The organism is Evansella cellulosilytica DSM 2522 (assembly GCF_000177235.2).
In the GTDB taxonomy this organism is placed as follows: domain Bacteria; phylum Bacillota; class Bacilli; order Bacillales; family Salisediminibacteriaceae; genus Evansella; species Evansella cellulosilytica.
The window spans coordinates 75508-100993 of record NC_014829.1 but is presented as its reverse complement, the minus strand read 5'-3'; the positions used below and the strand labels follow the sequence as shown (position 1 = coordinate 100993).

Below are 25486 nucleotides of genomic sequence, written 5' to 3'. Positions count from 1 at the left end.
TTCCCTGCTTCAAAAAAAATTAAACAAAAAACTGCTTAAAAAGATATTCTTTTACAAGCAGTTTTTTTAGACATAAAAAGCGACCTCGTGCAGCACTAATTTTTTTTATTAATCTTGTCATGTTCTTCATTAACTTCACTCATTAAAAATGATGTTTAGGACTACATCATTTTTGACATTAAATGAAAGTGTTTAGTAATTACATACAGTTACAGAAGAATGCTCATTCTGTCCATCCCCAAAATATATACACACTAGCAATAAAAGAATTTATTATGGAGTGGACCCTAAGCTATTGAACGTTCCTTGCTCTAATACAATTATCATCAAATAGAAACTAAATAAAAATTACTTACATGTTTTTTCTGTAGCTCTATTGGTTGCAGATGAATTCAAGAACAAAATCAAGCTTATGAATCAACCTATCCTAGTCTTCAGCATCTCGATGACGCATTTGCGGGAATAGGAGCACATCTCTAATAGATTGAGAATTAGTTAATAGCATAACTAAACGGTCAATACCTATTCCTAATCCACCTGTAGGAGGCATACCATATTCTAACGCCTCAACGAAATCTTCATCCATCATATGCGCTTCATCATCACCTTGCTCACGCTCGACTAGTTGTGCCTCAAAACGCTCCCGTTGATCGATTGGGTCATTGAGTTCTGTAAATGCATTGGCATGTTCGCGCGCTACAATAAACAATTCAAAGCGATCTGTAAATCTTTCATCGTCTGCGTTTTTCTTCGCGAGTGGTGAAATATCTACAGGGTGACCATATATAAATGTAGGTTGTACTAATTTTTCCTCTACAAATGTTTCAAAGAATTCATTTACTACGTGTCCATATTTCATTGTATCTTTGACAGGGACGTTATGCTCCTTCGCTAACGCACGCGCTTCTTCATCTGTCATTTCTTCCCAGAAATCAACACCTGTATATTCTTTAATTGCATCTACCATGTGAACTCGTTTCCATCTAGGTTTTAAGTCTACATCTACACCATTGTAGTTGACAGTTGTTGTACCTAGCACTTCTTCAGCAATATGAGCAATTAAGTTTTCTGTTAATTCCATTATGTCATTATAATCAGCGTAAGCTTCATATAACTCTATCATTGTAAACTCTGGGTTATGGCGAGTAGAAATACCTTCATTTCTAAACACTCTACCTATTTCATATACTTTTTCTAACCCACCAACGATAAGTCGTTTTAAATGCAATTCAATAGCAATTCGCATGTAGAGCGTCATATCTAAAGCATTATGATGTGTTACGAAAGGACGTGCAGAAGCTCCCCCAGCAATAGCATGCATTGTAGGTGTCTCTACCTCTAAATACCCTTGATTGTCTAAATACCTTCTCATCGATTGAAGAATTTTACTTCTTAAAATAAATGTTTCACGAACCTCTGGATTAACAATTAAATCTACGTAGCGCTGACGATAGCGTTGTTCAACATCCTTTAATCCATGATATTTATCAGGTAGTGGTCTTAAAGCTTTCGTTAAGATTTGAAAATCTTTCACTTTAATTGAAAGCTCCCCAACCTTCGTTTTAAATACTTCTCCTGTAACACCTACTAAATCACCAATATCTATTCGGTTAAAAATATCGTATTGATCTTCTCCGACCTGATCTTTTCTCACATATAACTGAATTTGTCCTGTTAAATCTTGAATATGTGCAAAGCCAGCCTTCCCTTTTCCACGCTTTGTCATCACTCTACCAGCTAATGTTACCTCAATCGCTTTTTCCTCTAATTCTTCTTTTGACTCTTCCTCATAAAGCTCCTTTAAGTCTTGAGCTGAATGTGTACGTTCAAAACGTTGCCCAAATGGATCAATACCGAGATCTAACATATCTTTAAGCTTTTCTCGTCTCACCTTCAACTGATCATTAAGTTCTAGTTCTTGACTCACCCTTACCATCTCCTGTAAAACATATTTATTTTAACTCATGAAAAATTTTAAACGACATTATGTATATTATTAATACTTAACTGAAACAATCAAAATCAAACAACAAAACTGCCAGTTTCTTTGACTGGCAGTTTGTTTGTCTGAAAGGTATTATAGGAAACTTCATAGATGTTGTCAAATCAACGGCCTGCGACAGCGGGGGTTTCTTGTTGATTCTCAACAAAATCGTTTAATACAGCTGCCATGTCATCTCTTTTCGTTACACTATTAATTGCATTACGTAGTGTAGACGACCCCTTCATCCCTTTTATATACCAAGCTGCATGCTTACGCATTTCACGTACAGCTACTACTTCACCTTTAAGCGATACTAAACGATCCATATGGAGAATACATACGTCCATCTTTTCTTTATCACTAGGTTCAGGTTTATTCTCACCTGTTTGCAAATAATGAATAGTACGATACAACATCCAAGGGTTTCCTAAAGCAGCACGGCCGATCATGACTCCGTCAACACCTGTCGTATCGATCATACGCTTAGCATCCTCTGGTGTTTTAATATCTCCATTACCAATAACAGGGATATTAACAGCATTCTTAACATCTCTAATGATATCCCAATTTGCTTCTCCTTCATACATCTGCACTCTCGTACGACCGTGGACAGCAACAGCTTTACCACCTGCACGCTCTACCGCTTCGGCATTTTCAATAGCAAATATATGTTCTTCATCCCAACCGATACGCATTTTTACCGTAACAGGTTTATCGACAGCATCGACAACGTAGGATACCATTTCATAAATTTTATCCGGGTTTAACAACCAACGCGCCCCTGCATCACAGCTCGTAATTTTTGGTACTGGGCATCCCATATTAATATCGATGATGTCTGCATTCGTTTGCTTATCAACGACTTTTGCTGCTTCTACTAAAGTATCTTTATCACCACCAAAAATTTGTAGGCTTAATGGTTTCTCTCTATCATCAACGTATAACATTTTTAATGATCTTTGATTTTTATGAAGGATTGCTTTGTCACTGACCATTTCAGCACAAACAAGTCCAGTTCCAAACTCTTTTGCAATTAATCGAAACGCTGGATTGCATACACCAGCCATTGGTGCAAGAACGACTTGATTCTTCATTTCAATGTCCCCGATTTTTAACAATGACATTCACCTCACTTTTCATTTAATCGATTTTAATTCTTCAAGCGTAACGTTCAAAACTTCGGTGACACTCACTAGCAATTCATCTGACGGTACTCTACTACCGCGCTCAATTTCGCCCAATACAGATACAGATATACTAAGTTGTCGAGCGAATTCCTCCTGAGTAAAACCTTTTAGCTTTCGGAATGCTCTGATTCTCCTGCCCCAGATGAAATCTTCCATTGGCGTACACCTTCTTTGTCCGTTAATTGATCAATATATGATGCAATGGTTTTCCCATTGTTAAATACAATACTTGGTTCTATTTCAAAAAGTGGAACCAATACAAATGCTCGTTCATACATTCGTGGATGAGGTATTTGTAAATGTTCCAAGTTTATATTTTCTTTGTTAAAAAGCAAAATGTCAAGATCAATTGTCCTTGGTCCCCACCTTCGATCACGTGTTCTATTTCCTTGCTGCTCAATTTTTTGAAGCGCGATTAATAGGCTTGAAGGTGAATAACTCGTTGATATTTTAACAGCCATATTTAAAAAAGCTGCTTGGTTTATTACACCAATAGGTTCTGTTTCATAAATAGATGACTGTTTTACAATAGTGATGTTAGGGTTTTCCCGTAGTTTTTTCAAGGCGAATGTTAAGTAATCATAGCGACTTTCTATATTTGATCCTAATGAAAGATAGGCCACATGTTCATTATCCTTTTTCAACGTTATCTTTCCCTTCTTATTTCAACAGCAACGGATTCATAATGACCTTGAATAGGTGGGTTCGGTTTGACGACCTTCACCACTACCGCATGAACCATTGGAAAACTTAATAAGACTGCATGTGAAATACGTTCGGCAAGTGATTCAACTAAATTTACAGCTTGCCCTTCCATTATATTTTTAGTAATTTTATAAACTTCTCCATAATTAACCGTTTTATTTAAATCATCTGTAATTCCAGCTTCTCTCGTATTTACCTCCATTACAACGTCGACAAAAAATCTTTGGCCTAACTTATTTTCCTCGGCAAAAACACCATGGTAGCCATAAAAGTCCATTCCATTAACATAAATTTTGTCCATGATTTGCTCTCCTTTATACGTTTGGCAATTGTGCTTTCCCAATCATAACATCCATCATTTTTACCATTCTACTCATCTCTAGCACGTCATGTACCCTTACGATATTTGTCCCTTTTGTTATCCCTAAACACACTGTTGCACCAGTACCTTCGACGCGTTCATTAACAGGCAAGTCCAACGTTTTCGCAATTAACGATTTTCTTGATGTACCTAACAATACTGGATATCCCATTTCAGAGATTTTCTCTAGATGACGCATCACAAGTACATTTTGCTCATACGTTTTTGCAAAACCGACTCCAGGATCGAGTATGATTTTGCTATCAGATACACCAGCATTCAGACATAATGAAATACTCTCCTCTAAGTCTCTAATGACGTCTTCTATAAAGTTGTTGTAATCGGCTTTCTCGCGGTTGTGCGTAAGTATAATCGGAACATCATAATGAGCAGCAACAGCTGCCATGTTATCATCTGCCTTTGCTCCCCAAACATCATTGATGATACTTGCACCAGCCTGAATGGCTTTTTCTGCAACAGATGCTTTGTATGTATCAATAGAGATTGGAACTTGTACCACTTCGCTGACTGCTTTAATTGGGTCAAGCACACGGCGTAATTCCTCTTCTTCTGCTACTTTGCTTGCACCAGGTCGTGTAGACTCTCCCCCAACATCAATAATATCCGCTCCAGTTTCTATCATTGATAAAGCATGTTTTACTGCAAATGACTCTTCTCCATACTTTCCACCATCGGAAAAAGAGTCGGGGGTTACATTTAAAATACCCATTACATAAGTCTTTGTATTAAAATCTAGTCGATATCCTTGCCATTCCATTACTTTATTAAAAGTCATCCACTAGCCTCCTTTAACTTCCTCTCTAGAAAAAACAGTTGATGTATGTTTTTTGTAGTTGTTATGTAAAAAATGATAAACTTCACCTTTCATTCCTTTATAAACAGCGTCACCAATTTCCTTTATTGGGACTATTTCTTGAATGGAGTTTGTAACGAATACTTCATCAGCTTCTAACAAGGCTTCTTTCTTAAATTTCCCTTCTATTACATTAATACCACATTTATTTGCAATTGCTGCAACAAATTGTTTCGTAATGCCATCCAATGCACCACATTCTCGGTCAGGAGTATAAACTGTTTTATTTTTAGTCCAGAATACATTAGAAACGACTCCTTCACTTACAAAACCATCTTCTGTCAAAAATATCCCTTCCGTATGAGGGTTATTACCTGTCTCGCGCTTACCATATATATTATTTAAATAATGATGTGATTTTAGCCGATACTTTCCTTCCGGAGAATTCCTTCTTTGCGATAATAGTTGCCCGTTTTTCTCAGCGGCCTGCTGTGCAGGTAACGGTTTTACAAATACGATCGTATTCGGAGCAGAATACGGTGTTGTTGTTAACCCAATTTCCTCTTCACCGGCGGAAATATTCCAACGAAAGTAACCGTCTTTTAATTGATTTGCCTCTAGTAAATCGCGAATAACACCTTCTACTTTTTCCCGCTTATAAGTAGGTAGGATAATGCCCATTTCATCGGCGCTTTCTTGTAAACGATGAAAATGGTCATCCAATAAAAACGGATGACCATCATATGTTCGAAACGTTTCAAATAACCCTAAACCGTATAAAAAACCGTGGTCAAAAGGGGAAATAGACGCGTCTTCTTTATTTATAATAGAACCATTCATATAGAGGTACATTGCTTCTCAAACTCCTTATGATGATCTAAAAAATTATTTAATAACACTTTCCCTTCCCCTGTCATAATTGACTCTGGGTGAAATTGTACTCCTTCTATAGGCAATTCTTTATGCCTAATAGCCATAATTTCTCCCTCTTTTGTTTCTGCAGTAATGTCAAAGCAATCAGGAAGCGTTTCTTTCTTCACGATTAGGGAGTGATACCTTGTTGCTGTAAATGGGCTTGGTATATTCTTGAAGATGGTTTCCCCATTATGGTACATTTCTGACGTTTTCCCGTGCATTAAGCGCTCTGCTCTAATGACATCGCCGCCAAATACTTGGGCGATAGATTGATGGCCAAGACAAACGCCAAAAATAGGAATTTTACCAGCAAAATGCTCGATTACTTTTAAACTAATACCTGCTTCATTAGGGGTACACGGACCAGGTGAAACCATAATGTACTTAGGGTTTAATTCTTCAATTTCTTCAATTGTTATTTGATCATTTCTTTTCACTATTAGTTCTTGACCCATTTCACCTAAATATTGTACAAGGTTGTACGTAAAAGAATCATAGTTATCAATCATTAAAATCATTTTTTCTCCTCCTCAGCTAAACTAATTTTTGTTTTTGCTCTTCTTCACTCAGCTCTTTTGCTTTCCATAACGCTTTTGCTTTTTTTAATGATTCCTTATATTCTGCCATAGGATTGGAGTCTATGACAATACCTGCTCCTGCTTGAACGTGTACTTTACCTGATTTTGCGACCATAGTCCTAATTGTAATATTTAGCTCCATATCCCCGTTAAAGCCAATCCAACCAAGTGATCCGGTATAAACGCCTCGTCGAACGGGCTCTAGCTCTTCAATAATTTCCATCGTTCTAATTTTCGGTGCTCCGGTAATCGTTCCTCCAGGGAAAGTAGCTGCAATGACGTCCATTAAGTCATATTGGTCTGCTTTTTTTCCCCTTACATTTGAAACAATATGCATCACATGGGAGTATTTTTCAATGACCATTAACTCATTTACTTCAACAGTACCATATTTACATACTCGTCCAATATCATTTCTTTCAAGATCGACAAGCATCACGTGCTCCGCTCTTTCCTTTTCATTATTAATTAACGTATTCGCAAGCGCCTGATCTTCTTCTTCATTTTTGCCCCTTGAACGGGTTCCTGCAATCGGACGCGTACTTACCTCATCTCCACTTACTTTTACTAAAAGTTCTGGTGAACCTCCGACTAATTGCAATTCTGGTGTATGAAAATATCCCATATATGGAGACGGGTTAATTTTTCTCAAGCAATCATATATGTGAAGCGGATGTGTTTCTAACTGTCTCGTTTCTCTTACAGATAAGTTAACTTGAAAGACATCGCCAGCTGCTATATAATTTCGCGTCTTTTCCACCGCTTCAATAAATTTATCCTCAGTAAAAGACCGTTCCTCAACTGTCGGTTTAGATTGAAACTGGTGGTACCAAGGTTTCGCGCTCCCAGAATCATTCCGCCAAAGTTCTTCCATATGTTTTAATCGACATTCACCAGTTTGTTTATAATCGGTTAACGTAATAAACCATATCATTTCTTCCATATGGTCAATAACAACGATATCATCAAATGCCATAAAATGAACATCGTATGTTCCTAAGTCATCTTCCGTATCCTCAGGCAACCTTTCAATTTCTCGAATTAAATCATAACTAAACTGCCCAATAATGCCACCTTGAAAGTCAGGTAAGTCATCATTTGTTTCTATTTCATAAAAACTTAGCCATTCTCTTAACGATTCAAGTAAAGGACCTTTCTTCATTTCAGTTCCATCCTTTGTTTCAATCGTCATCTCTTTATTTTTCCCTTTAATAATCGCCCACGGCTTCATGCCTATAATGGAGTAGCGGCCACCTCTTCCACTCTCTAGTAAAACATGATTTTCTTCTTTTTCAACTAAAGCAGTATATGTTATAAACCAATTATTCGTAACGGAAGCTAAAGGTAATTTATTACCAATGGCTATTTTTTTCGTGCACATCAAAACACCCCACCTTTTGAAACCATTATTAATGGTACCTTTATCTCCACTATTATACTGTTGGATGTAGTGTGGTGCAACGGATCACGTTTTATGATACTTTTATCTGTTGAAATCTTATCTTTTCAAAAAAGCCCACTACAAGTTTTATAGTGGGCTCATCCATAACTTTAATTGCTTATAAAAGTTTTATTATTCTTCTTCAAACTGATAAAGTGGTGTACTTAAGTAGCGCTCACCATTACTTGGGATCACAGCAACTACCTTTTTCCCTTTTCCTAGCTTTTCAGCTACTTGAAGGGCACTATAAATCGCAGCTCCAGAAGAAATTCCACCTAAAATTCCCTCTTCTCTCGCTGCTCTACGTGCATATTCAAAAGCTTGCTCAGTAGATACAGTAACGACCTCATCATAAATTTCCGTGTTCAATATATCAGGAACAAACCCCGCACCAATTCCTTGTATTTTATGTGGTCCTTTCGCTCCACCAGATAAAACTGGTGAGTCACTTGGCTCAACCGCAACGACATGTAGCTCTGGGAATTTCTCTTTTAATAATTGTCCAGCTCCAGTAATCGTACCGCCTGTTCCAATTCCAGAAACGAAAGCATCTAACTGGTCTCCAACTTGCTCTAGTAGTTCCTTACCAGTCGTTTCACGATGGATTTTCGGATTTGCTTCATTTTCAAATTGCTGTGGCATGAAATAACCATGTTCTCTCTGTAGCTCTCTCGCTTTTTGAATCGCTCCACCCATTCCGTCTGGCCCTGGAGTGAGAACAAGCTCTGCACCATATGCACGAAGCAGGTTACGACGCTCTAAACTCATCGTTTCCGGCATCACGATTAAAGTGCGGTAGCCCTTTGCTGCAGCAACCATTGCTAAACCGATTCCTGTATTACCACTTGTCGGTTCAACAATTGTATCTCCAGGCTTTAAAATCCCTTTATCCTCTGCGTCTTCAATCATGGAAAGCGCAATTCTGTCTTTAACACTACTTCCAGGATTCATAAATTCAAGCTTTAAATATACATCTGCATGATTTTCAGATACTAAACGCTGTAACTTTACTAACGGAGTTTCACCTATAAGTTCTGTAATTGAATTGACTACTTTTGCCATTATTTGTTCCTCCCCTTAAATACCGAGTATGTCGGTTGGTTTTCTTGTTTTTAATATAGCAAAAAATAGAAATAGTCGTCAATCATTTTCTTTCAATTATTTCATCTAATATGACTTGAAGTTCTTCCTCGGTGAATGTATATGTTTCGTTACAGAAATGACACTCTGTAACAGCTCCCTTATCTTCAGCAATCATTCCTTTTACTTCGTCCTCACCAAGACCTAAAATCGCTTGTGCGATCCTTTCCTTTGAGCAATGACATTGAAAAGCAACAGGGATGTTTTCTAAAATTTTTACATTCTTTTCTCCGAGTAAAAAGTATAAGATCTCTTCAGGAGATAATCCATCTTCAATTAGCTGAGATACTGGAGGTACTTCCTTCAATCTCGCTTCAATTTCGTCAATCGTTTTTTCTTTTACTCCTGGCATCATTTGCAGGATAAATCCTCCAGCTGACAAAACTAAATCATCTTTTCCTACGATAACGCCTAACGCAACAGAGGATGGTGTCTGTTCAGAAGAAGCAAAGTAATAAGTGAAGTCCTCAGCTAGCTCACCAGATATAAGCGGTACACTCCCTGTGAAATTCTCTTTCATTCCTAAATCCTTCACAACAGATAAAGAACCTTGCTCACCAACTGCTGCAGAAACATTTAATTTTCCCGATGGCTTTCTGTCGGGATCAACGTGGGGATTAGAAACATAGCCTCTCGCTTCACCTTTTGCATTCGCATCAATGATAATCGGACTAGCTGGACCAGTTCCTTCTATTTTTACAGTTAGCTTTTCTTCTCCTTTAAGCATAGCTCCCATCATCGTTCCTGCCGTTAACGCTCTACCAAGAGCTGCTGTTACCGTTCTCCATGTGTCATGCCTTCTTGCTGCTTCTCGGACCATCTCTGTTGATTGAATCGCATAAGCACGCACTGTCCCTTCATATGCTAAAGCTTTTACTAAATAATCTTTCACACTCTACACTCCTCTTCAAATTACCTACACGTTTTTCTTGTATATTAGTTGCAGTCCTTTTAAAGTCAAATATTCGTCAACAACATCAATCACATTCGTCTCCTCTGATATTAATTGCGCTATTCCACCAGTCGCCACTACTAGAGGGTTACAGTTTGCTTCTTTTTTCACACGGTTAATAATTCCCTCGACTTGACCTACGTAACCGAAAAATATACCAGCCTGCATCGCAGTAACTGTACTTTTTTCAATGATATGATCTGGCTTTACAATTTCTATCCTTGGTAGTTTAGAAGCTCTCGTATACAAAGCTTCTGTAGATATGCCAATCCCAGGTGCAATTGCACCTCCCATGTACTGTTTTTTATCGTTTATGTAACAAAATGTTGTAGCTGTGCCGAAGTCAATGACAATTAAAGGCGCACTGTACAACGAAATTCCTGCAACTGATTTACGATTCTATCAGCACCAACTTCTCTTGGATTGTCGTACTTTATGTTTAAGCCTGTTTTAATCCCCGGACCAATAACCATTGGATTGATACCAAAGTATTTTTTACACATCTTTTCGACTAAGTACATGATTGGCGGTACAACTGAAGAAATAATAATACCTTCAACACGTTCAAAACTCAATTGATGATGCTCGAATAATTGCTTCATTTCCATAGCATATTGATCATCGGACTTCCTTGTATCTGTTCCTAGCCTCCAATAATACTTTAATTCATCTCCGTTTTCGTAAACACCAATCGTAATATTAGTATTGCCTATATTCATTGCTAAAATCAACTATCGTCACCACCTATCTATTGTAATGTAATCATAAGAAAACCGTTATAAAGTAGTGGAATATAGCCGTATTCCTTAAAGTACTAGTAAGTACTTCTCTCGCTAGTACTGACGAAGGATAAATTCCACTTTATACTCCCTCATTTTAAGAAAAACTTATAACTAGCTTCGAGGCAAGTTATAAGTCTTTCCTGTAAGCGATGAAGAAGTTTTAACCAATGGACACTTTCTTATACAATCATAAAGGGTGACTCAATAGGTAAAAAATCAACCTTTTTGAGTCACCCTCCTTTTATTTATTCGTCTTTTTTGTTTTTCTCGTCGTTTTCTACTTCATTTTCTCCGCTAACATTCTCTTCTTTTTCTTCGGCATCTTCTGTGTCTGTATCGCTATCTATTTCAGATACCTCTTCTTTTGCTTGAATGTTAACTTTCACATCATTCTCATTATTATCTTCATCATCGTGGCCATTGATTTTTTTCGACATATGATGGTCTTCAGGTAATTTACCTTCTTCAATGAGAGATGTAATTTGTTCAGCATCCAGCGTTTCATGCTCAAGTAGCATCTCAGCTACAAGCTTTAGGCTGTCAATATTCTCTTCTAATATTTGACGACAACGCTCATAACACTCTTTTAGTATGCGTTGCACTTCTAAATCGATTTCATGAGCAATAGCATCACTATAGTTCTGTTCATTATTTATATCTCTTCCTAAGAAAACTTCACCTTGTGTGTTACCAAATTGAACGGGGCCTAGTTTATCACTCATACCAAATTCCATTACCATTTTACGAGCGATTCCTGTTGCACGTTGGAAATCATTATGAGCACCAGTACTTACTTCATTAAAGATAACTTCCTCTGCAACGCGTCCACCAAGTAGTCCAATAATTTTATCTAACAGCTCTGGTTTCGTCATAAAGTAACGATCTTCTTTTGGTAGCATCATCGCGTACCCACCAGCTTGACCACGAGGAACGATAGTTACCTTATGTACCATATCAGCACTTTCTAGCTTAACGCCGACAACAGTATGTCCGGCTTCATGGTGAGCAACAATATTTCGTTCTTTTTCAGAAATAACTCGGCTCTTCTTAGAAGTTCCAGCAATGACACGGTCAATCGCTTCTTCTACAGACTCCATATCAATTTTCTTTTTATTCGTTCGTGCTGCCACTAACGCAGCTTCATTTAATAAATTTTCTAATTCAGCACCCGAGAAGCCAGGTGTACGCTGAGCAATTGTTTTTAAATCTACATCTTCGGATAAAGGTTTATTTTTAGCATGTACCTTTAATACTTCTTCTCGTCCCTTTACATCAGGTCTTCCAACCGTAATTTGACGGTCGAAACGTCCAGGACGTAATAATGCCGGGTCAAGAATATCAGCACGGTTTGTAGCTGCAACTAATATAATTCCTTCATTAACACCAAAGCCATCCATCTCAACGAGTAATTGGTTCAGTGTTTGTTCACGCTCATCGTGACCTCCACCAAGTCCAGCTCCACGTCTTCGACCAACTGCATCGATCTCATCAATGAAGATAATACAAGGTGCGTTTTTCTTTGCATTTTCGAATAAATCACGGACACGAGATGCACCGACACCGACGAACATTTCTACGAAATCCGAACCACTGATAGAGAAGAATGGAACACCCGCCTCACCAGCAACAGCTCTCGCTAATAATGTTTTACCAGTACCTGGAGGTCCTACTAATAGTACCCCTTTTGGTATTCTTGCTCCAATTTCAGCGAATTTACGAGGGTCCTTTAAGAAATCAACAACCTCTACGAGCTCTTGTTTCTCTTCATCCGCCCCAGCTACATCCTTGAATCTTGCTTTTTTCTTATCTTCACTTACAAGCTTTGCCTTACTCTTACCAAAGTTCATGACGCGGCTACCGCCACCTTGTGCCTGACTAAGTAAGAAGAAGAACAATATGAAGATAATAACGAACGGTATAATTGCGGTAAAGAAATTGACCCAACCACTAGGCTCATCAGCTGGTATAAAGTTGAAGTCTTCATTCGTATCACTTGCGACAATTATTCCTTCAAGCACAGATGCTAGATCTGGTACGTTTACGGTGAAATTCTCATAATTATTGTCACCATCAGCTACTGTTTCTTCAAATTCACCTTCTATTACATATACATCCAACTTCGGCTGGATGTTCATGCTTTTAATATTTCCATCTTCCATTTGTTGTTGGAATTGATTAAAATCAAGGTGTTTCACAGTTTGTTGTGGGTTTTGGAACATACTAACGATCCCCACAATAACTAAGAATATTAATAAATAGAATAACGTATTACGAAAAATTCGATTCATTCTTTACCTCCTCCCACGGTCAAATGCGCTTAGATAATAGTATCATACAATGTTGTGTTATCACAATTAATCACCCCTGATAGATTTCAGGCTTTAAGATGCCTATATAAGGAAGGTTTCGATAACGCTCTGCATAATCTAATCCGTATCCTACGACAAATTCATCTGGAACAATAAAACCAGCTAAATCAGGAACAAGATCAACTTTTCTACCATCTGGTTTATCTAAAAGCGTTACTACCTTTACCGATTTCGCTTTTCGATATTGAAATAATTTAACCAAATAGCTTAAGGTTAATCCACTATCAATAATATCCTCTAAAATAAGAACGTCTCGTCCTTCAACGGATGTGTTCAAGTCCTTTACAATTTTCACCTCTCCAGATGAAACTGTTTCATTACCATAGCTTGAAACGTCCATCAAATCCATTTCCATATGGGTATCTATTTTTTGAATCAGGTCACCCATAAAAGGGAGGGAACCTTTTAAAACACCAACAACTAATGGAAATTTACCTTCATATTCTTCCGTTAACTTTTTTCCTAATTCACTTACTTTTTGCTGAATTTCCTCTTCAGAAATTAATATCTCTTGAATGTCTTCTCTCATGGCGTTTTCTAAACCTCCTATGTAATCAGAAAAGCAAAGCACAAGCCATTGACTTGTTAAATTCGGCCTACTATATAGAATGTAATAAAAGATCATTTTCATGATCAAAAACTATTTTTATAACCTGTTCTGTTGATTCACCAACTAAGGCGATGTTTGATCTCTTTAATAGTGGAACCCAAATGATTTTGTCATTTGAATCTGTTACAACAGGCCATTGATCACGTAAGTGCTTAGGTACCTTTTTTTCAATAAAAACCTCTTTAAGCTTTTTCGTACCATCAAGTCCATAAGGAGACAAACGATCTCCGTTCTTTCGTGATCGTACAAAGAGTGGTAAGGAAAGTTTTCCTATATCACCTATAAAGGTATCACTTTTAGCGTCAAAGCTTTTCCAATTTTTTAAGACAGTTGTATGTATTTTTCCCAACTTTAGCGGAACCATGCCTGGAATTGGAATCTTTGTAAATTGTATTGTTTCCGGACGTTCCTTATGTATATTTACCTTAAATAAACACTTATCATACACTTTTTCTACAAAAATACCTTTTGGTAAATGTAGCATTCCTGACGGTGACGCCTTTTTTATTAGTTCAATAATGGAATCGAAATGATGAACTGTTATTTCACGGCCACTATTTAAAGAAAGATAGTTTAATATTAGATGAAGCGCCCTTCTTTGTAAAGTGGTTGGCATTTGTAATAATCGCTGATTGCTTATGCAAATTTCACTTTCTTGATGATAGTCGATCGCTTTTTCAACTTCCATTTTAGCAAGTGATTGCAAGAATTCATTTTCTTCCGTTGAAATCTCGCTTTGTCTTTGAAACGTTTTATGAATAGATGGATTTTCTTCTTTCAAGAAAGGAAGGATGTACTTTCTAAATCGATTCCTTTTATAATTGTCCGAATCATTCGATTGGTCTATTCGATATTGAATATGATGCTCCTGACAATATTCAAGAATATCGCTTTTTTCTACACATAAAAATGGCCTTATTATCATTCCATTACCAAATTGCCGTTTAACTGGAATACCTTGTAGACTAACTACACTTCCGCGAACTTGCTTCATTAACACGGTTTCTACTTGATCATCCCCATGGTGTGCAAAAGCAAGCTTTGTAGCTTTATGTTCCTCCATAAGCTTTTCAAACCACTGGTAGCGACTAAATCTCGCCGCTTCTTGAGTAGAAAGCCCAAGTTCTTCTTTCATTGCCATGACATTAGGCTCATATAAGAAAAAATCTAGTTTGTTCTCTTCACAATACGATTTAACAAAATTACAGTCATTAACCGACTCTACTCCTCTAAGACCGTGTTCTACATGGGCAACGATTAATTGAAGATGATAGTCTCTTTTTACCATTTGTAAATAATGAAGGAGTGCCATGCTGTCAGGACCACCCGATACAGCTACAATAATACGGTCTTTTTCATAAATTAATTGATGATCTTTAATAAACTCATTAACGATTTGGTTCATAACGGTGTCCTGTTCCTTTCCCAAATGAAAAAATAACGAGGGCAAATACTAACCCTGCCGCTATAGCCCCAGCTCTTAGCATCGTTTCTACTCCATACTCAAGACCCGTAATGTAATCTCCCTCTACAAACGATAGCATCGTAAAATATGCGCGACTTCCTGGTACAAGAGGGAGTATACCGGGAATGGCTAACGTGGTTACTGGTATCCTAATTTTTTTAGCTAAAAAGTGCGCTGCTGTAGCTGCAGTTAATGATGCAAATGCAGTAGCAAAAACGTGAGATGTATTAAGTGATAGTCCAGTTTGGAACACGCCCCACGTTACCATTCCGATGGCACCGCCGATAAGAAGAGCCCTTTTAGGAACACTAAAAATGACCCCAAAAGCAACAGTTGCTATAAATGTTATGATGAGTTCTGCAATTAAATCCATTTTATAACTCTCCTATCATAAAAACACCGAAATGGTTAATGCGATACCGCTGGCAATTGATAATGATGTGAGTAATGCTTCTGCACCACGGCTCACCCCTGCTAATAAGTCTCCCGACATTAAATCACGTACAGCATTTGTTAATGGAACACCTGGAACTAATGGCATGAGCGAGCCAATAATAATTTGATCTAAGTTGCTCCCGATCCCTATTAGCACTAATAGAATAGCCGTAGTTCCCCCTGCAAATGCAGCCGTAAATTCAGCAGCAAACCTTACTTTTAAATGCCTTTCAAATTCTACTACTACAATACTAGAAACAACAGCTGCAATAAATGCTGGTATTAAATCGAACCAACCTCCACCAAATAAATAGGAAAATCCGCCCCCAGCTATTCCAGCAGCAATATGTATTAGCCATAACGGATATTGCATCGGCGCTTTTGCAATAGCGGTCAATTTTTCATGTGCTTCTTCAATCGTAATATCACCTGCAACAAACTGTCTAGACACTTGGTTGACGTCAGTAACTTTACCTAAATCCTGTAATCGGTCGTCTACCCGGACCATTTGCATTAAATCCTCTTTTTCTTTTTTTTCTTCAAAGGATAGAAAAATACCAGTTGTTGTTGCAAAGCAGTGAATATTAGAAAAAGAAGCTGATTTAGCCATCCGCTCTAATGTTTCTTCAACACGATATGTTTCAGCACCGTAAGTTAGCATGATTTGCCCCGCTAATAAGCAGATGTCCATCACATCATCTGCTTTTCCCATTATCTCACCCCATATCTTCATTCGCTTTCCATTACATGGTTTGTCCAAATAAGTATAAAATATATATAATGAGAAGAAAAGAGGCAACGAACATCGTTTCAAAAAAACCGATAAATCTTTTCTCCTTTCTACTTTTCTTGTTACGAGCACCACGTTTCTTTAAGCTATTATTACTATTATTCCCACGCGCATTTCCTTTCACTGAAAAGGAAGTATGCTGTAATAAATCTACCAAGTCCTTTTTCATTTCTTGTGCATGATGGTATTTTCCTTCTATCCCTTTTCGAAAAATAGATTCATATGGTGCTATAAGCTTCTTTTCTTTAAACTTCATTAGCAGTTTTGCAGGACCGACATCATTATCCTTCTCAAATCTTGACGGATACGCTCTATTTAAAAATAGCATGCATACCGAAAATAAGTCATAGCTTGGCTCTGCTTTTCTATTTCCTACTCCCCAATACCCACGATCGAAGAACTCTGTGTATTCTTTTATCCCCCTACCTTGCTTTGTCATTCCTCCAACATCTAACCACCTCACTCGAAACGGTTTTTTCGTCACTAGTAAGTTTTCTGGCTTTAAATCTCCAAATACCCATCCTGCCTTATGGAGATGATGTAAATCCCCTAGTAGCTGCACGACGAGTATTCCTAACCACTCTGCTCCTTTATCTCTTAAAAATGGAAGGAATGGTTCACCTTTAATGTATTCCATCGTATAAAATGGGAAAACCCCTTCCTTACATACATAATCGTCAGCTTCATAAAAAGAAGGTCCAAGGCTTGGCCCTTGGACCTTGGAAAATTGACGCATCACGTTTACTTCTGACGTAATGGACATCGAATCACTTGCAATTTTTAAAGCTACTAAGCCAGATTGACCTTCTGCTAAATAAACTGTACCTGTCGCTCCATAACCTAATTCTTTTATAATCCGATACGGATTCTTTTGCCATCTTCCAACAATCCTTTGATTGGGGAGAAGCTTACATGTCGACTTCTTCGAGATCGAATCTCTCATCATCATCTATCCCTCTCTTTTTCATTCTCTTTCTCACAATACGAATTGCCTCCTGTAATGCAGGGCCTGTTGGTGTAATCCCTGATAGAGACATTTTCTTAAATGCGCCCGAAAGAGAATCAAAATGAGGCGTCCATTGAATGAGCTTATCGATATCCTTTCTTTTCCCAGGAAATGCATAAAGTGCAAAATGGTTATCTCCTGTTCTTGACCGTAAACTAACAGATAAATCAATAAGTGCTTCTTGAACCATTGGCATTTTATTTTTCATACTTGCACTTGTATCGACTAAAATAAATATATCTAAATCCATCGTCTCCCCAAGCTCATCAACAACTTCCATTAATTGTCCTCGCTTCTCTGGTTCCAAATCCTCTAACTCTTTTTCTTCCCCAAGTATTTGGGTGATTTCTTTATTTACAACGCCATGAATCGTTTGTGTCATTGCTTTCCTTGTAACCATCTGTACCGTTTGAGATAGCTGCTTCGCATAGACAATTTGACTAATACCACCGCCAGCTTCCGCAATAGATTCTATTTCATCAATTCCTCTTTCACTCATTTCACCTTCACCGACAATGCCAATAACATTGACTGTCATGCCCTCTTCCTTTGCTAATGCTGCAATAGCAACTGGATCATCGCCAGAATTTGAACAACCATCTGTTAACAACAATATTTGCCTAAGTGTACCTTTACTCACGTTATTCCCTCCAATCTTCTAATTACTAACATCATTTACAAGATTGAGAGAGAATATACTAGTATTTGAATCAATTTCATAATTTACTTTCTAAAAAAACATCATACCCTCAAAAAATAACTTCCTCATAAAAAAATGCTTGTTAACTTAACTTTGATGTTGATTTTCACTTCAGGATACTCGCTTGTCTCTTCCTCTTCTAGTTTCGCTCTGAAGCTGCATCCGTGGAGACAGCTCGCAGCGTATTCAAGAAGTATATGCTCGGTGCGGCGGGCAAGGCCTCAGCTAATCGGGGGAACCCCACCCCGATGGATCTTCAGCTCACAACCTGTCTCTTCCTCTACATGCAACGCTCTGGAGTTGTATCCGTCGAGACAACTCGAAGCTTAATCGTGATGTAACGCTCGTCGCAGGCGTCTCGTACCCTTTCGATTCAATCAACAATACTTTATACAAACGGGGTAATTATGCTGCTACCGAATCCTAAATTAGACATTTTGGGAGGGACTCCTTTTTCATGATTCGAAACTCTTGGCCCATGAGGTCTGACATTTATGAAATTCATTCATTTGTTATAGTTTTTTTCTAATAGAATCTTTCTATGCTCTTTGCTCGTATGGAATGGAAATGGTTGCCCATTTTGGTGAATGATGATCTAGTTTCGCTACAACTACCGTCATATCGTCATGAATTTCATTACCGCTGTCCCGAATAACACGCTCCATTAATACATCTGCAATTTCTTGAGGGTCTTCCGTCTCAATTTCCTTTATCACTCTTTTCATCCAAACATCTTGATTCTCTACCATCATTGGCGCTTCATATATGCCATCGCTCATCATAATTAAAATATCTCCCGCTTTTAACTCCTCGGTTACGACATCAACATCCATATCTTGAATAATGCCGATTGGTAGATTTCCAGCCTCTACCGCTTTAACTGTACTGCCTCTCTTAATATAACTTGGTATCGAACCAACTTTTAAAAACTTTACCATTCCGTCTTGTAAATCTATCATTGCTAAGTCTAATGTTGAGAAAACCTCATCCTCTGACCGAAGCGACAATATCGAATTTATCGCTTTTATCGCTACTGTTTCCTCGATTCCAGAGCGTAAAATGTTTTTAAGTAATCCAATTGTTTCCTGACTTTCAATATGGGCTCTTGTACCATTACCCATGCCGTCACTAATCGCAATTGCATGTTTTCCTGCACCAATTTCCATTGTTGAGTAGCTATCACCTGATACGAGGCGACCACCTTTCGCTGCATGGGCTATTCCTTCCTCTACTATATAAGCTTTCGTTGAACCAAAGGTGATACGACTTTCTGTTCCAGTTAATGAAATAGTCTCGGCATGCTTTACGATAATCGTTTCATCTAATATTTCTGTTAGTATTGGTGCTACAATTTTTTCCGCTTCGTTATATGCATTACTTGGTAGTGTAATATCAATATCAATATTTCCTGTATCAAGACTATACACATCTACGACGTCAACCTCTAATCCTGCATGTTGAATCGACTCCATTATTTGAGCTTCTTGTTGTTCGTGTGCTTTCTTCTCCCTTTGTATATCTTTCGCAAAGTCTTCCATTACTTTTGATACACCTTTTAATTGATCAGCAACAAGTCTTCTACTTTCCACAAGCTGCTGCTTTAATTGCTTACTTGCATAATGTTGGTTTAGCTCCTTCTTCATTGCATCAATTACTCTCTCGTCGATGACACAATGCTCCTTCCAACTACGAATAAGCTGCTTATTTTTTACCTCGCCTTCCTTTTCACACTCCCCCATTAACTGCTCCATTAGACCATACGTTTCATTGAATTTCTTTGTCCAACAATGATGCTTTTTCATACAAGTTTGACATGTTTGCTCCGTTACTCTACTTAAAAACAAGTCTACTTCTCTTTCACGATTCGTTTTATCTCCATTTACCTCGAGTAAACTAAAGCTTTTAGATAAACTCAAAAATAAATTTGAAAACTGTTCTACTTTCCCAGCAGTAACATCTCTAATTTTACGCAAATATTGTTGCTGCTCTTGTGAATGCTCCATTGTTCCAGGAATGAACTTTGAAAGCTCCGTTGTCCACCTTTTAGGTGTCGCCATAAATAAAAAGACTGCTACTAAACTTTCATAAACCGACACTTGCATAGGTACTTGGTTATCTCCATACATAGCCATAAGCAGTGTTGCAATGATGAGACCTACCGCAACAGAGACCTTTTTTCCTTCCTTCATTAAACCACCTAACAAGCCCGAAAATGCGAGTAAACTCATATAAAATAAATTTGCGACATTTGCTAAACTCAAAATTAACCCTGTAACGACACCAACAGTAGAACCAATTGCAGCCCCACCTACAAAGGCAAAAATAAGGACGATATACCTTGAAACAATTTGTTCCACAGATAAACCAAATACGAGCCATCCAACCGTTCCAGTCATTAAAGATGCTAATAAAATAACAAGACAAACAATTTCTTCATGTTTTAAAGATATTTTTTTTCTTGTTTCAAGTAATAATGGGACACTCTGAAAAAAAATCATCGTTACGATCATCGCTAAGCCACCTTCAATCACAGCCGTTAGCAAATGATAGAAAGTCCCACCTTCTATTACAAGCAAACTAACGTACCGTGCAATAGCCACAGAGAAAAAAACAGTTACAGGAACTAATTGTCTCTCTTTCGCAACGGTTGTAATTCCCCTTTGTAAAACAAAATAAAGTAATAATGCTACCGCTATATGACCAGCAAAAGAAAAGCCAACAGTTGTGCCCCCAGCTAACACTGCTAGAGAAGCTAATAATGTACTACTTCGTCTCCATTTATAAATAACGGCAACAAATGGAATAACAAACGGTAATAATTCAAAAAGTATGACAGCTCTACCTAGTAAAAAGCCTAGCGCAACAATGATTAGTGGAATTCTAATCGATGAAGTTGTTGACTTTGTTGAATTTATTGCAGTTGAACGTTTCTCATGATTGATTTTTGGGGTTGCAATATCGTTCACTAAGGTTGCAGCTTGTCCACCAATCGCTTTTAAAGATACTCGATGTAACATTCCATGCACCACCTGTCCAATTATCGTGGTAACATTATAAACATGTTTTTTATAAAGATTTTGTCAAAACTACTTGTCTAAATAGAAAAAGTCTTCGACGAGAATCTCGGTTTAACGTCTGAGAATTAGTCGATATTACATGTATTTAACCGTTTTACAAAGTTTATTAATTAAGTAATATTAAAATAGGAAGTATTTTATTTGCAACAATGTCCTGTAAATCGTTGCTATAACAGCTATTCTAAAAATGACAAACAATTTTTTATTCAAATTGACGAAACACGTGAAAATGAATAAAAATGACGAACATCCTCGGACGATTTTTTGCATATTATAGTAACTTTAACTTTAAGTTTAAACGCTAACACTCTTTTATTAGTGTTTTTTATGTTTCATTTGCTTATTGGCACTTGTTGAAGTTGAGGGAAGCTGGGTTCACTTGTACCCGGGTTCACCTCTTCCCAGGTACTTCTTTCCCAGTTTCACTATTTCCCGGTTCAGTGAATGATACAACTCAACCATCATGCATAATAGAGAAAATAAGAAAACACTTGTCCAAAATAGACAAGTGTTAAATAAAACGATTTATGTTTAACTAGCAGCAAGATTATCCTCTTTTCGTGCTTCGACCCCCGCGTTTAGATTCTGTGTTACGCTTAAGTGAAGCTAAGCGCTCTTCACTATCCTTTAGGAATCTATTCATTTTGTCTTCAAAAGACATTGACCTTTGTGGTCTACCATGATCATCTTTACGCGGACCACGTTTTTGTGGACGTCGTTGCTCTGGTGAAGGCGGTGCTTCCTTTGCTTTACGAATAGAAAGCCCAATTTTACCGTCAGATTCCACATTTAATACTTTAACTTGTACTTCATCTCCAACTTTTAAGAACTCATTAATGTCCTTAACATAGTTATCTGCTACTTCACTAATGTGAACTAAACCAGTGGAACCTCCAGGTAACTCAACAAAAGCTCCGAAATTTGTAATTCCAGTTACTTTCCCTTGCAACTTGCTGCCTACTTCAATGGACATGAAAAAAATGCTCCTCCTTAAATGTTAAAAAAATTCATTTTATATTATTATACCGAGAGTAGAACTAGGATGTCAATCTGAAGAAGAGGAACGGGGTAGTTGGAATAACGTTTCACCCGGTTTTGTTAAATAAAAGTCTCTTCTTGCGATTTCCGCTATATAATCTGGATCGTGAAGAAGTTCTATTTCCTCTTTTAAATTCTGCTCTTCGTTTTCCAATTCCAGAAGCTTATCTTCAAGCTGCTGTTTCTCTAATTCCTGTTCATTGATTAACGTATGTTGATTGTACAGCGTAATACCAGTAAAAATGAAAAAGCCCATTATTAAACAACCAAAAAAAGTTAAACGTCTTATTAAACCTTTTCTACGCCTAAGCTTATGTTCGTGAAGCAGCGTTTGCTGTTCCATATATTCAGATGTTAATGTTCGAACATTGCCTCTTTTACTAGTACGCATACGTTGCCACCTCTTCTACTCGTCTCTTTTGTCAAATAAATTACTCCATGCTTTTAAGAGCTTGTGCTTAATTCTTTTAAATGCTTCTATTACCTTTTCGAATGGGTTGCCGAAAGCTTTTACATATTTGTCTATTAACCAACGGAATGGAGAAAGTAATAGCTTTAGAATAAAAGATATTATTTTCCAACATGCTGTTAATATAATAATACTTAAGCTTATGATGACTTGCAAGAGCCACTTTAAAGGGTTAATGATGAAGGCATTTATACAACGTATAATCGTCCGAAAAAGCTTTTGGAAAAAACGAATCAATTTTTCTAACAGTTGACGATACATGTTCTCCAATAATGCTCTATACATGGAATAACCTAAAAGTAGTGCAAAAAACATATAAATTCTTACTTCACCTTGGTTCACTTGAAGTAAGACATAGAAAAAGATTAACGATTGTAATAACCAGAATAAGAGGTCGTTGATGAGCAGCGTCCAGCGGAAGCTTTTGGAGCTTCCGACAAAGCGCTTATACGTATCAAAAGAAGCTCCAAACCATAGACCAGTAGCAGCACTTGCTACCATTGATAAAAACTGAACCTCTAACGTCACTTGAATAACTTCCCGAATAAGCCTTTAGATTTTTCACCGTGGTGCTCATCTAAATAAACGAGATCATCGACGCGTCCTGTTATTGATACTTTACCCTGGTCTACATCTAAATTCTTCATCTGAAGATGTTGTCCGCGTATTGATAAAAAACCAAGGATTGTTTCTAGGAGAAATTCTTCGTTATCAAAGCTCTCCACTTGTTTAACGCCGGTAATATCTAACGTTTTTCGCCCTCTCATAATAATCTGATGATCTTCTAATTTTCGGCCTTGTCCACCTTGTGTATATCCATAGGAATGTTCCATTGGCTATTTCCCTCCTCAAACACTTTGGTACATATGTATGAGGTTTTCAAATAGAATAGAACAAGCCATCATAAAAACTTTTATTCGTTTACTTTTTCTTCCTTCAACAGCGTATATAACGTAGCTGCCTCTTCTTTCCTTGTAGATTCTTCTAATCTGTCAACTCGTATCGTTACTTTCTTTTGACCGAATTGGATAACAACTTCGTCACCGATTTTGATATTCGCACCAGCCTTTGCAACTTGTCCATTTATTTGTATGCGCCCTTGCTCGGCTACTTCCTTTGCCATCGTTCTTCTCTTTATTAAACGGGATACTTTTAAATATTTATCTAATCTCATTGTTACTCTCCTTTGTACTCGCGTGTCTTCGCTTCATTCCATATCGCATCTAGTGCTTCTAGTGATTGTTCTTTTATGTTTTTCCCCTGAGACTTCAGTTTTTGTTCAATATATTGAAATCGCTGTGTAAATTTATCGTTCGTTTGTCGAAGGGCCTCTTCTGGATCAATACCGTGGAATCTAGCAATGTTTACAAAAGCAAATAGTACGTCTCCTAACTCTTTCGATGCATCTTGCTTTGTTCCTTCTTTTAATTCTTGAAACCATTCGGCTATTTCTTCTTGTAGCTTCATCCACATAGGCGCCTCATCTCCCCAATCAAAGCCAACCTTAGATACCTTTTTTTGAATGTTGAACGCTCTCAGGAGGCTCGGTAAAGATGATGGTACATTGGAAAGGATTGATTGTTCTTCCTCTTTTAATCCTTTCTTTTCTTTTTCTAATCGTTTAATCTCTTCCCACTGTGTCACGACATTATCAGCGTCATGTACTTCAGCTTGTCCAAAAACATGGGGATGTCTTCGAATCATTTTTTCCGTTAATGTCTCGATGACTTGATCAATGGAGAAAATGCCATTATCCTCTCCTATTTGTGAATGAAGAACTACTTGTAACAAAACGTCACCAAGCTCCTCCACTAAATCGTCTTCATTCCCTTTATCAATTGCATCTAGCACTTCGTATGCTTCTTCAATTAAATATTTTTTTAATGATTCATGCGTTTGTTCTTTATCCCATGGGCAACCATTTGGACCTCGAAGCTCTGCAAATACTTGTCTAAGCATATCAAAATCGCGATATAATAGTTCTCTTTTTGACACTGGTGGTACGTATACTGCCGTTAAGTTACTCAATGTCGTGACTCTATCGAGTTCATACAATGGAATGGTGAGCACCACTTCCTTCTCACTGCCCGCAGCGGTCACCACTTTGATTTCATAATCATCAGGAAGCTTTTCCATTAGTGTTAATTTTACTTCAGAGGCTACAAAGCTATCATACACTTGCGCAATGATGATATGCTGTCTAATTTGAAGTGTTTCTCTTCTAAAGTCCGTTCCATCTAATAGTTGGAACCCGTCAATTGGATCTATTCTAAGTGCAGAAAACATCGGATCAAGGAAACTTTGTCCACCTAACAATTGAAGCGTTACATTCCCTTCGTTTTCTTCTTCTACTAAACGCTTAACCGTTGCTTCGGCTACTAAAGGATGGCCTGGAACCGCGTACACGATTCTCTCCTTTTCTGCAGCGTGTAAAAGAGAGGAACATATGTCACGATAAACACTCTCAAAGTTATCGTGAGCTTCATATGTATCGTCAAAACTAATTAATTCTATCCCTTCGCCTTGTAGATGTTCAACGACAGGATGATCCATCGTCCGTATATATACCTTCTTGTATGCAACGAGACTTTTATAAATTCCTAGTGGCAATTGATTGATATCCCCCGCACCAAGACCGACTATTGTAATATGCTTATTCACATTATAC

Annotated in this window: 25 protein-coding genes and 1 pseudogene; all 26 read right to left on the bottom strand. The window is 37.6% G+C overall.

What is annotated here, in order from left to right:
- Positions 1-427: 427 nt before the first annotated feature.
- Positions 428-1927, bottom strand: coding sequence for a lysine--tRNA ligase (lysS, locus tag BCELL_RS00440; protein WP_013486716.1), 1500 nt, complete (start codon positions 1925-1927; stop codon positions 428-430).
- A 179-nt stretch (positions 1928-2106) separates the two neighbouring features.
- Complete coding sequence (gene dusB / locus BCELL_RS00435) at positions 2107-3102, bottom strand: tRNA dihydrouridine synthase DusB (protein WP_013486715.1); 996 nt, start codon at positions 3100-3102, stop codon at positions 2107-2109.
- An 18-nt stretch (positions 3103-3120) separates the two neighbouring features.
- The gene (locus BCELL_RS21905; protein ID WP_013486714.1) at positions 3121-3327 is read right to left on the bottom strand and encodes a helix-turn-helix domain-containing protein; all 207 of its coding nucleotides are present in this window, start codon (positions 3325-3327) and stop codon (positions 3121-3123) included.
- Complete coding sequence (gene folK / locus BCELL_RS00425) at positions 3279-3815, bottom strand: 2-amino-4-hydroxy-6-hydroxymethyldihydropteridine diphosphokinase (protein WP_013486713.1); 537 nt, start codon at positions 3813-3815, stop codon at positions 3279-3281. The genes BCELL_RS21905 and folK overlap by 49 nt, the downstream gene beginning before the upstream one ends.
- Positions 3816-3817: 2 nt before the next feature.
- The gene (folB, locus tag BCELL_RS00420; RefSeq protein ID WP_013486712.1) at positions 3818-4177 is read right to left on the bottom strand and encodes a dihydroneopterin aldolase; all 360 of its coding nucleotides are present in this window, start codon (positions 4175-4177) and stop codon (positions 3818-3820) included.
- Between the two features lie 13 nt (positions 4178-4190).
- On the bottom strand, positions 4191-5033 hold the full coding sequence (gene folP, locus BCELL_RS00415) for a dihydropteroate synthase (protein WP_013486711.1): 843 nt from the start codon (positions 5031-5033) through the stop codon (positions 4191-4193).
- 3 nt (positions 5034-5036) lie between these two features.
- Complete coding sequence (gene pabC, locus BCELL_RS00410) at positions 5037-5903, bottom strand: aminodeoxychorismate lyase (protein ID WP_013486710.1); 867 nt, start codon at positions 5901-5903, stop codon at positions 5037-5039.
- Positions 5888-6484 (bottom strand): aminodeoxychorismate/anthranilate synthase component II, encoded by a 597-nt coding sequence (pabA, locus tag BCELL_RS00405; protein WP_013486709.1) that lies wholly within the window; start codon positions 6482-6484, stop codon positions 5888-5890. The genes pabC and pabA overlap by 16 nt, the downstream gene beginning before the upstream one ends.
- Positions 6485-6500: 16 nt before the next feature.
- The gene (locus BCELL_RS00400; RefSeq protein WP_013486708.1) at positions 6501-7925 is read right to left on the bottom strand and encodes an anthranilate synthase component I family protein; all 1425 of its coding nucleotides are present in this window, start codon (positions 7923-7925) and stop codon (positions 6501-6503) included.
- A gap of 192 nt (positions 7926-8117) precedes the next feature.
- Positions 8118-9047, bottom strand: a complete 930-nt coding sequence (cysK, locus tag BCELL_RS00395) for a cysteine synthase A (protein WP_013486707.1) — start codon at positions 9045-9047, stop codon at positions 8118-8120.
- A gap of 82 nt (positions 9048-9129) precedes the next feature.
- Positions 9130-10017, bottom strand: a complete 888-nt coding sequence (gene hslO / locus BCELL_RS00390; protein ID WP_013486706.1) for an Hsp33 family molecular chaperone HslO — start codon at positions 10015-10017, stop codon at positions 9130-9132.
- 24 nt (positions 10018-10041) lie between these two features.
- Positions 10042-10796, bottom strand: a pseudogene (locus BCELL_RS00385) (type III pantothenate kinase).
- A 308-nt stretch (positions 10797-11104) separates the two neighbouring features.
- Positions 11105-13147, bottom strand: coding sequence for an ATP-dependent zinc metalloprotease FtsH (gene ftsH, locus BCELL_RS00380; protein WP_013486705.1), 2043 nt, complete (start codon positions 13145-13147; stop codon positions 11105-11107).
- Between the two features lie 70 nt (positions 13148-13217).
- Positions 13218-13757 carry a hypoxanthine phosphoribosyltransferase gene (hpt, locus tag BCELL_RS00375; protein WP_013486704.1) on the bottom strand — a complete coding sequence of 180 codons (540 nt, stop codon included), beginning with the start codon at positions 13755-13757 and terminating at the stop codon, positions 13218-13220.
- Positions 13758-13827: 70 nt separating this feature from the next.
- On the bottom strand, positions 13828-15243 hold the full coding sequence (gene tilS, locus BCELL_RS00370; protein ID WP_013486703.1) for a tRNA lysidine(34) synthetase TilS: 1416 nt from the start codon (positions 15241-15243) through the stop codon (positions 13828-13830).
- A complete protein-coding gene (locus BCELL_RS00365; protein ID WP_013486702.1) occupies positions 15227-15676 on the bottom strand; it encodes a threonine/serine exporter family protein in 450 nt (149 codons plus the stop codon). The genes tilS and BCELL_RS00365 overlap by 17 nt, the downstream gene beginning before the upstream one ends.
- Positions 15677-15691: 15 nt before the next feature.
- A complete protein-coding gene (locus BCELL_RS00360) occupies positions 15692-16450 on the bottom strand; it encodes a threonine/serine exporter family protein (RefSeq protein ID WP_041808092.1) in 759 nt (252 codons plus the stop codon).
- A 31-nt stretch (positions 16451-16481) separates the two neighbouring features.
- Positions 16482-17477, bottom strand: a complete 996-nt coding sequence (locus BCELL_RS00355; RefSeq protein ID WP_342633091.1) for a protein kinase domain-containing protein — start codon at positions 17475-17477, stop codon at positions 16482-16484.
- The gene (locus BCELL_RS00350; RefSeq protein WP_013486699.1) at positions 17437-18174 is read right to left on the bottom strand and encodes a vWA domain-containing protein; all 738 of its coding nucleotides are present in this window, start codon (positions 18172-18174) and stop codon (positions 17437-17439) included. The genes BCELL_RS00355 and BCELL_RS00350 overlap by 41 nt, the downstream gene beginning before the upstream one ends.
- A 599-nt stretch (positions 18175-18773) precedes the next feature.
- Positions 18774-21251: a stage II sporulation protein E gene (gene spoIIE, locus BCELL_RS00345; RefSeq protein WP_013486698.1), complete on the bottom strand. Its 2478-nt coding sequence runs from the start codon at positions 21249-21251 to the stop codon at positions 18774-18776.
- 607 nt (positions 21252-21858) lie between these two features.
- Complete coding sequence (locus tag BCELL_RS00340) at positions 21859-22284, bottom strand: S1 domain-containing RNA-binding protein (RefSeq protein ID WP_013486697.1); 426 nt, start codon at positions 22282-22284, stop codon at positions 21859-21861.
- A 72-nt stretch (positions 22285-22356) separates the two neighbouring features.
- Entirely contained in the window at positions 22357-22740 is a 384-nt protein-coding gene (locus tag BCELL_RS00335) for an FtsB family cell division protein (protein ID WP_013486696.1), read from the bottom strand.
- 15 nt (positions 22741-22755) lie between these two features.
- A complete protein-coding gene (gene yabQ, locus BCELL_RS00330) occupies positions 22756-23346 on the bottom strand; it encodes a spore cortex biosynthesis protein YabQ (RefSeq protein ID WP_013486695.1) in 591 nt (196 codons plus the stop codon).
- Complete coding sequence (yabP, locus tag BCELL_RS00325) at positions 23343-23651, bottom strand: sporulation protein YabP (protein ID WP_013486694.1); 309 nt, start codon at positions 23649-23651, stop codon at positions 23343-23345. The genes yabQ and yabP overlap by 4 nt, the downstream gene beginning before the upstream one ends.
- Before the next feature lie 80 nt (positions 23652-23731).
- Positions 23732-23992, bottom strand: coding sequence for an RNA-binding S4 domain-containing protein (locus tag BCELL_RS00320; protein WP_013486693.1), 261 nt, complete (start codon positions 23990-23992; stop codon positions 23732-23734).
- Positions 23993-23994: 2 nt separating this feature from the next.
- Positions 23995-25479 (bottom strand): bifunctional methyltransferase/pyrophosphohydrolase YabN, encoded by a 1485-nt coding sequence (gene yabN / locus BCELL_RS00315; RefSeq protein WP_013486692.1) that lies wholly within the window; start codon positions 25477-25479, stop codon positions 23995-23997.
- Between the last annotated feature and the right edge of the window lie 7 nt (positions 25480-25486).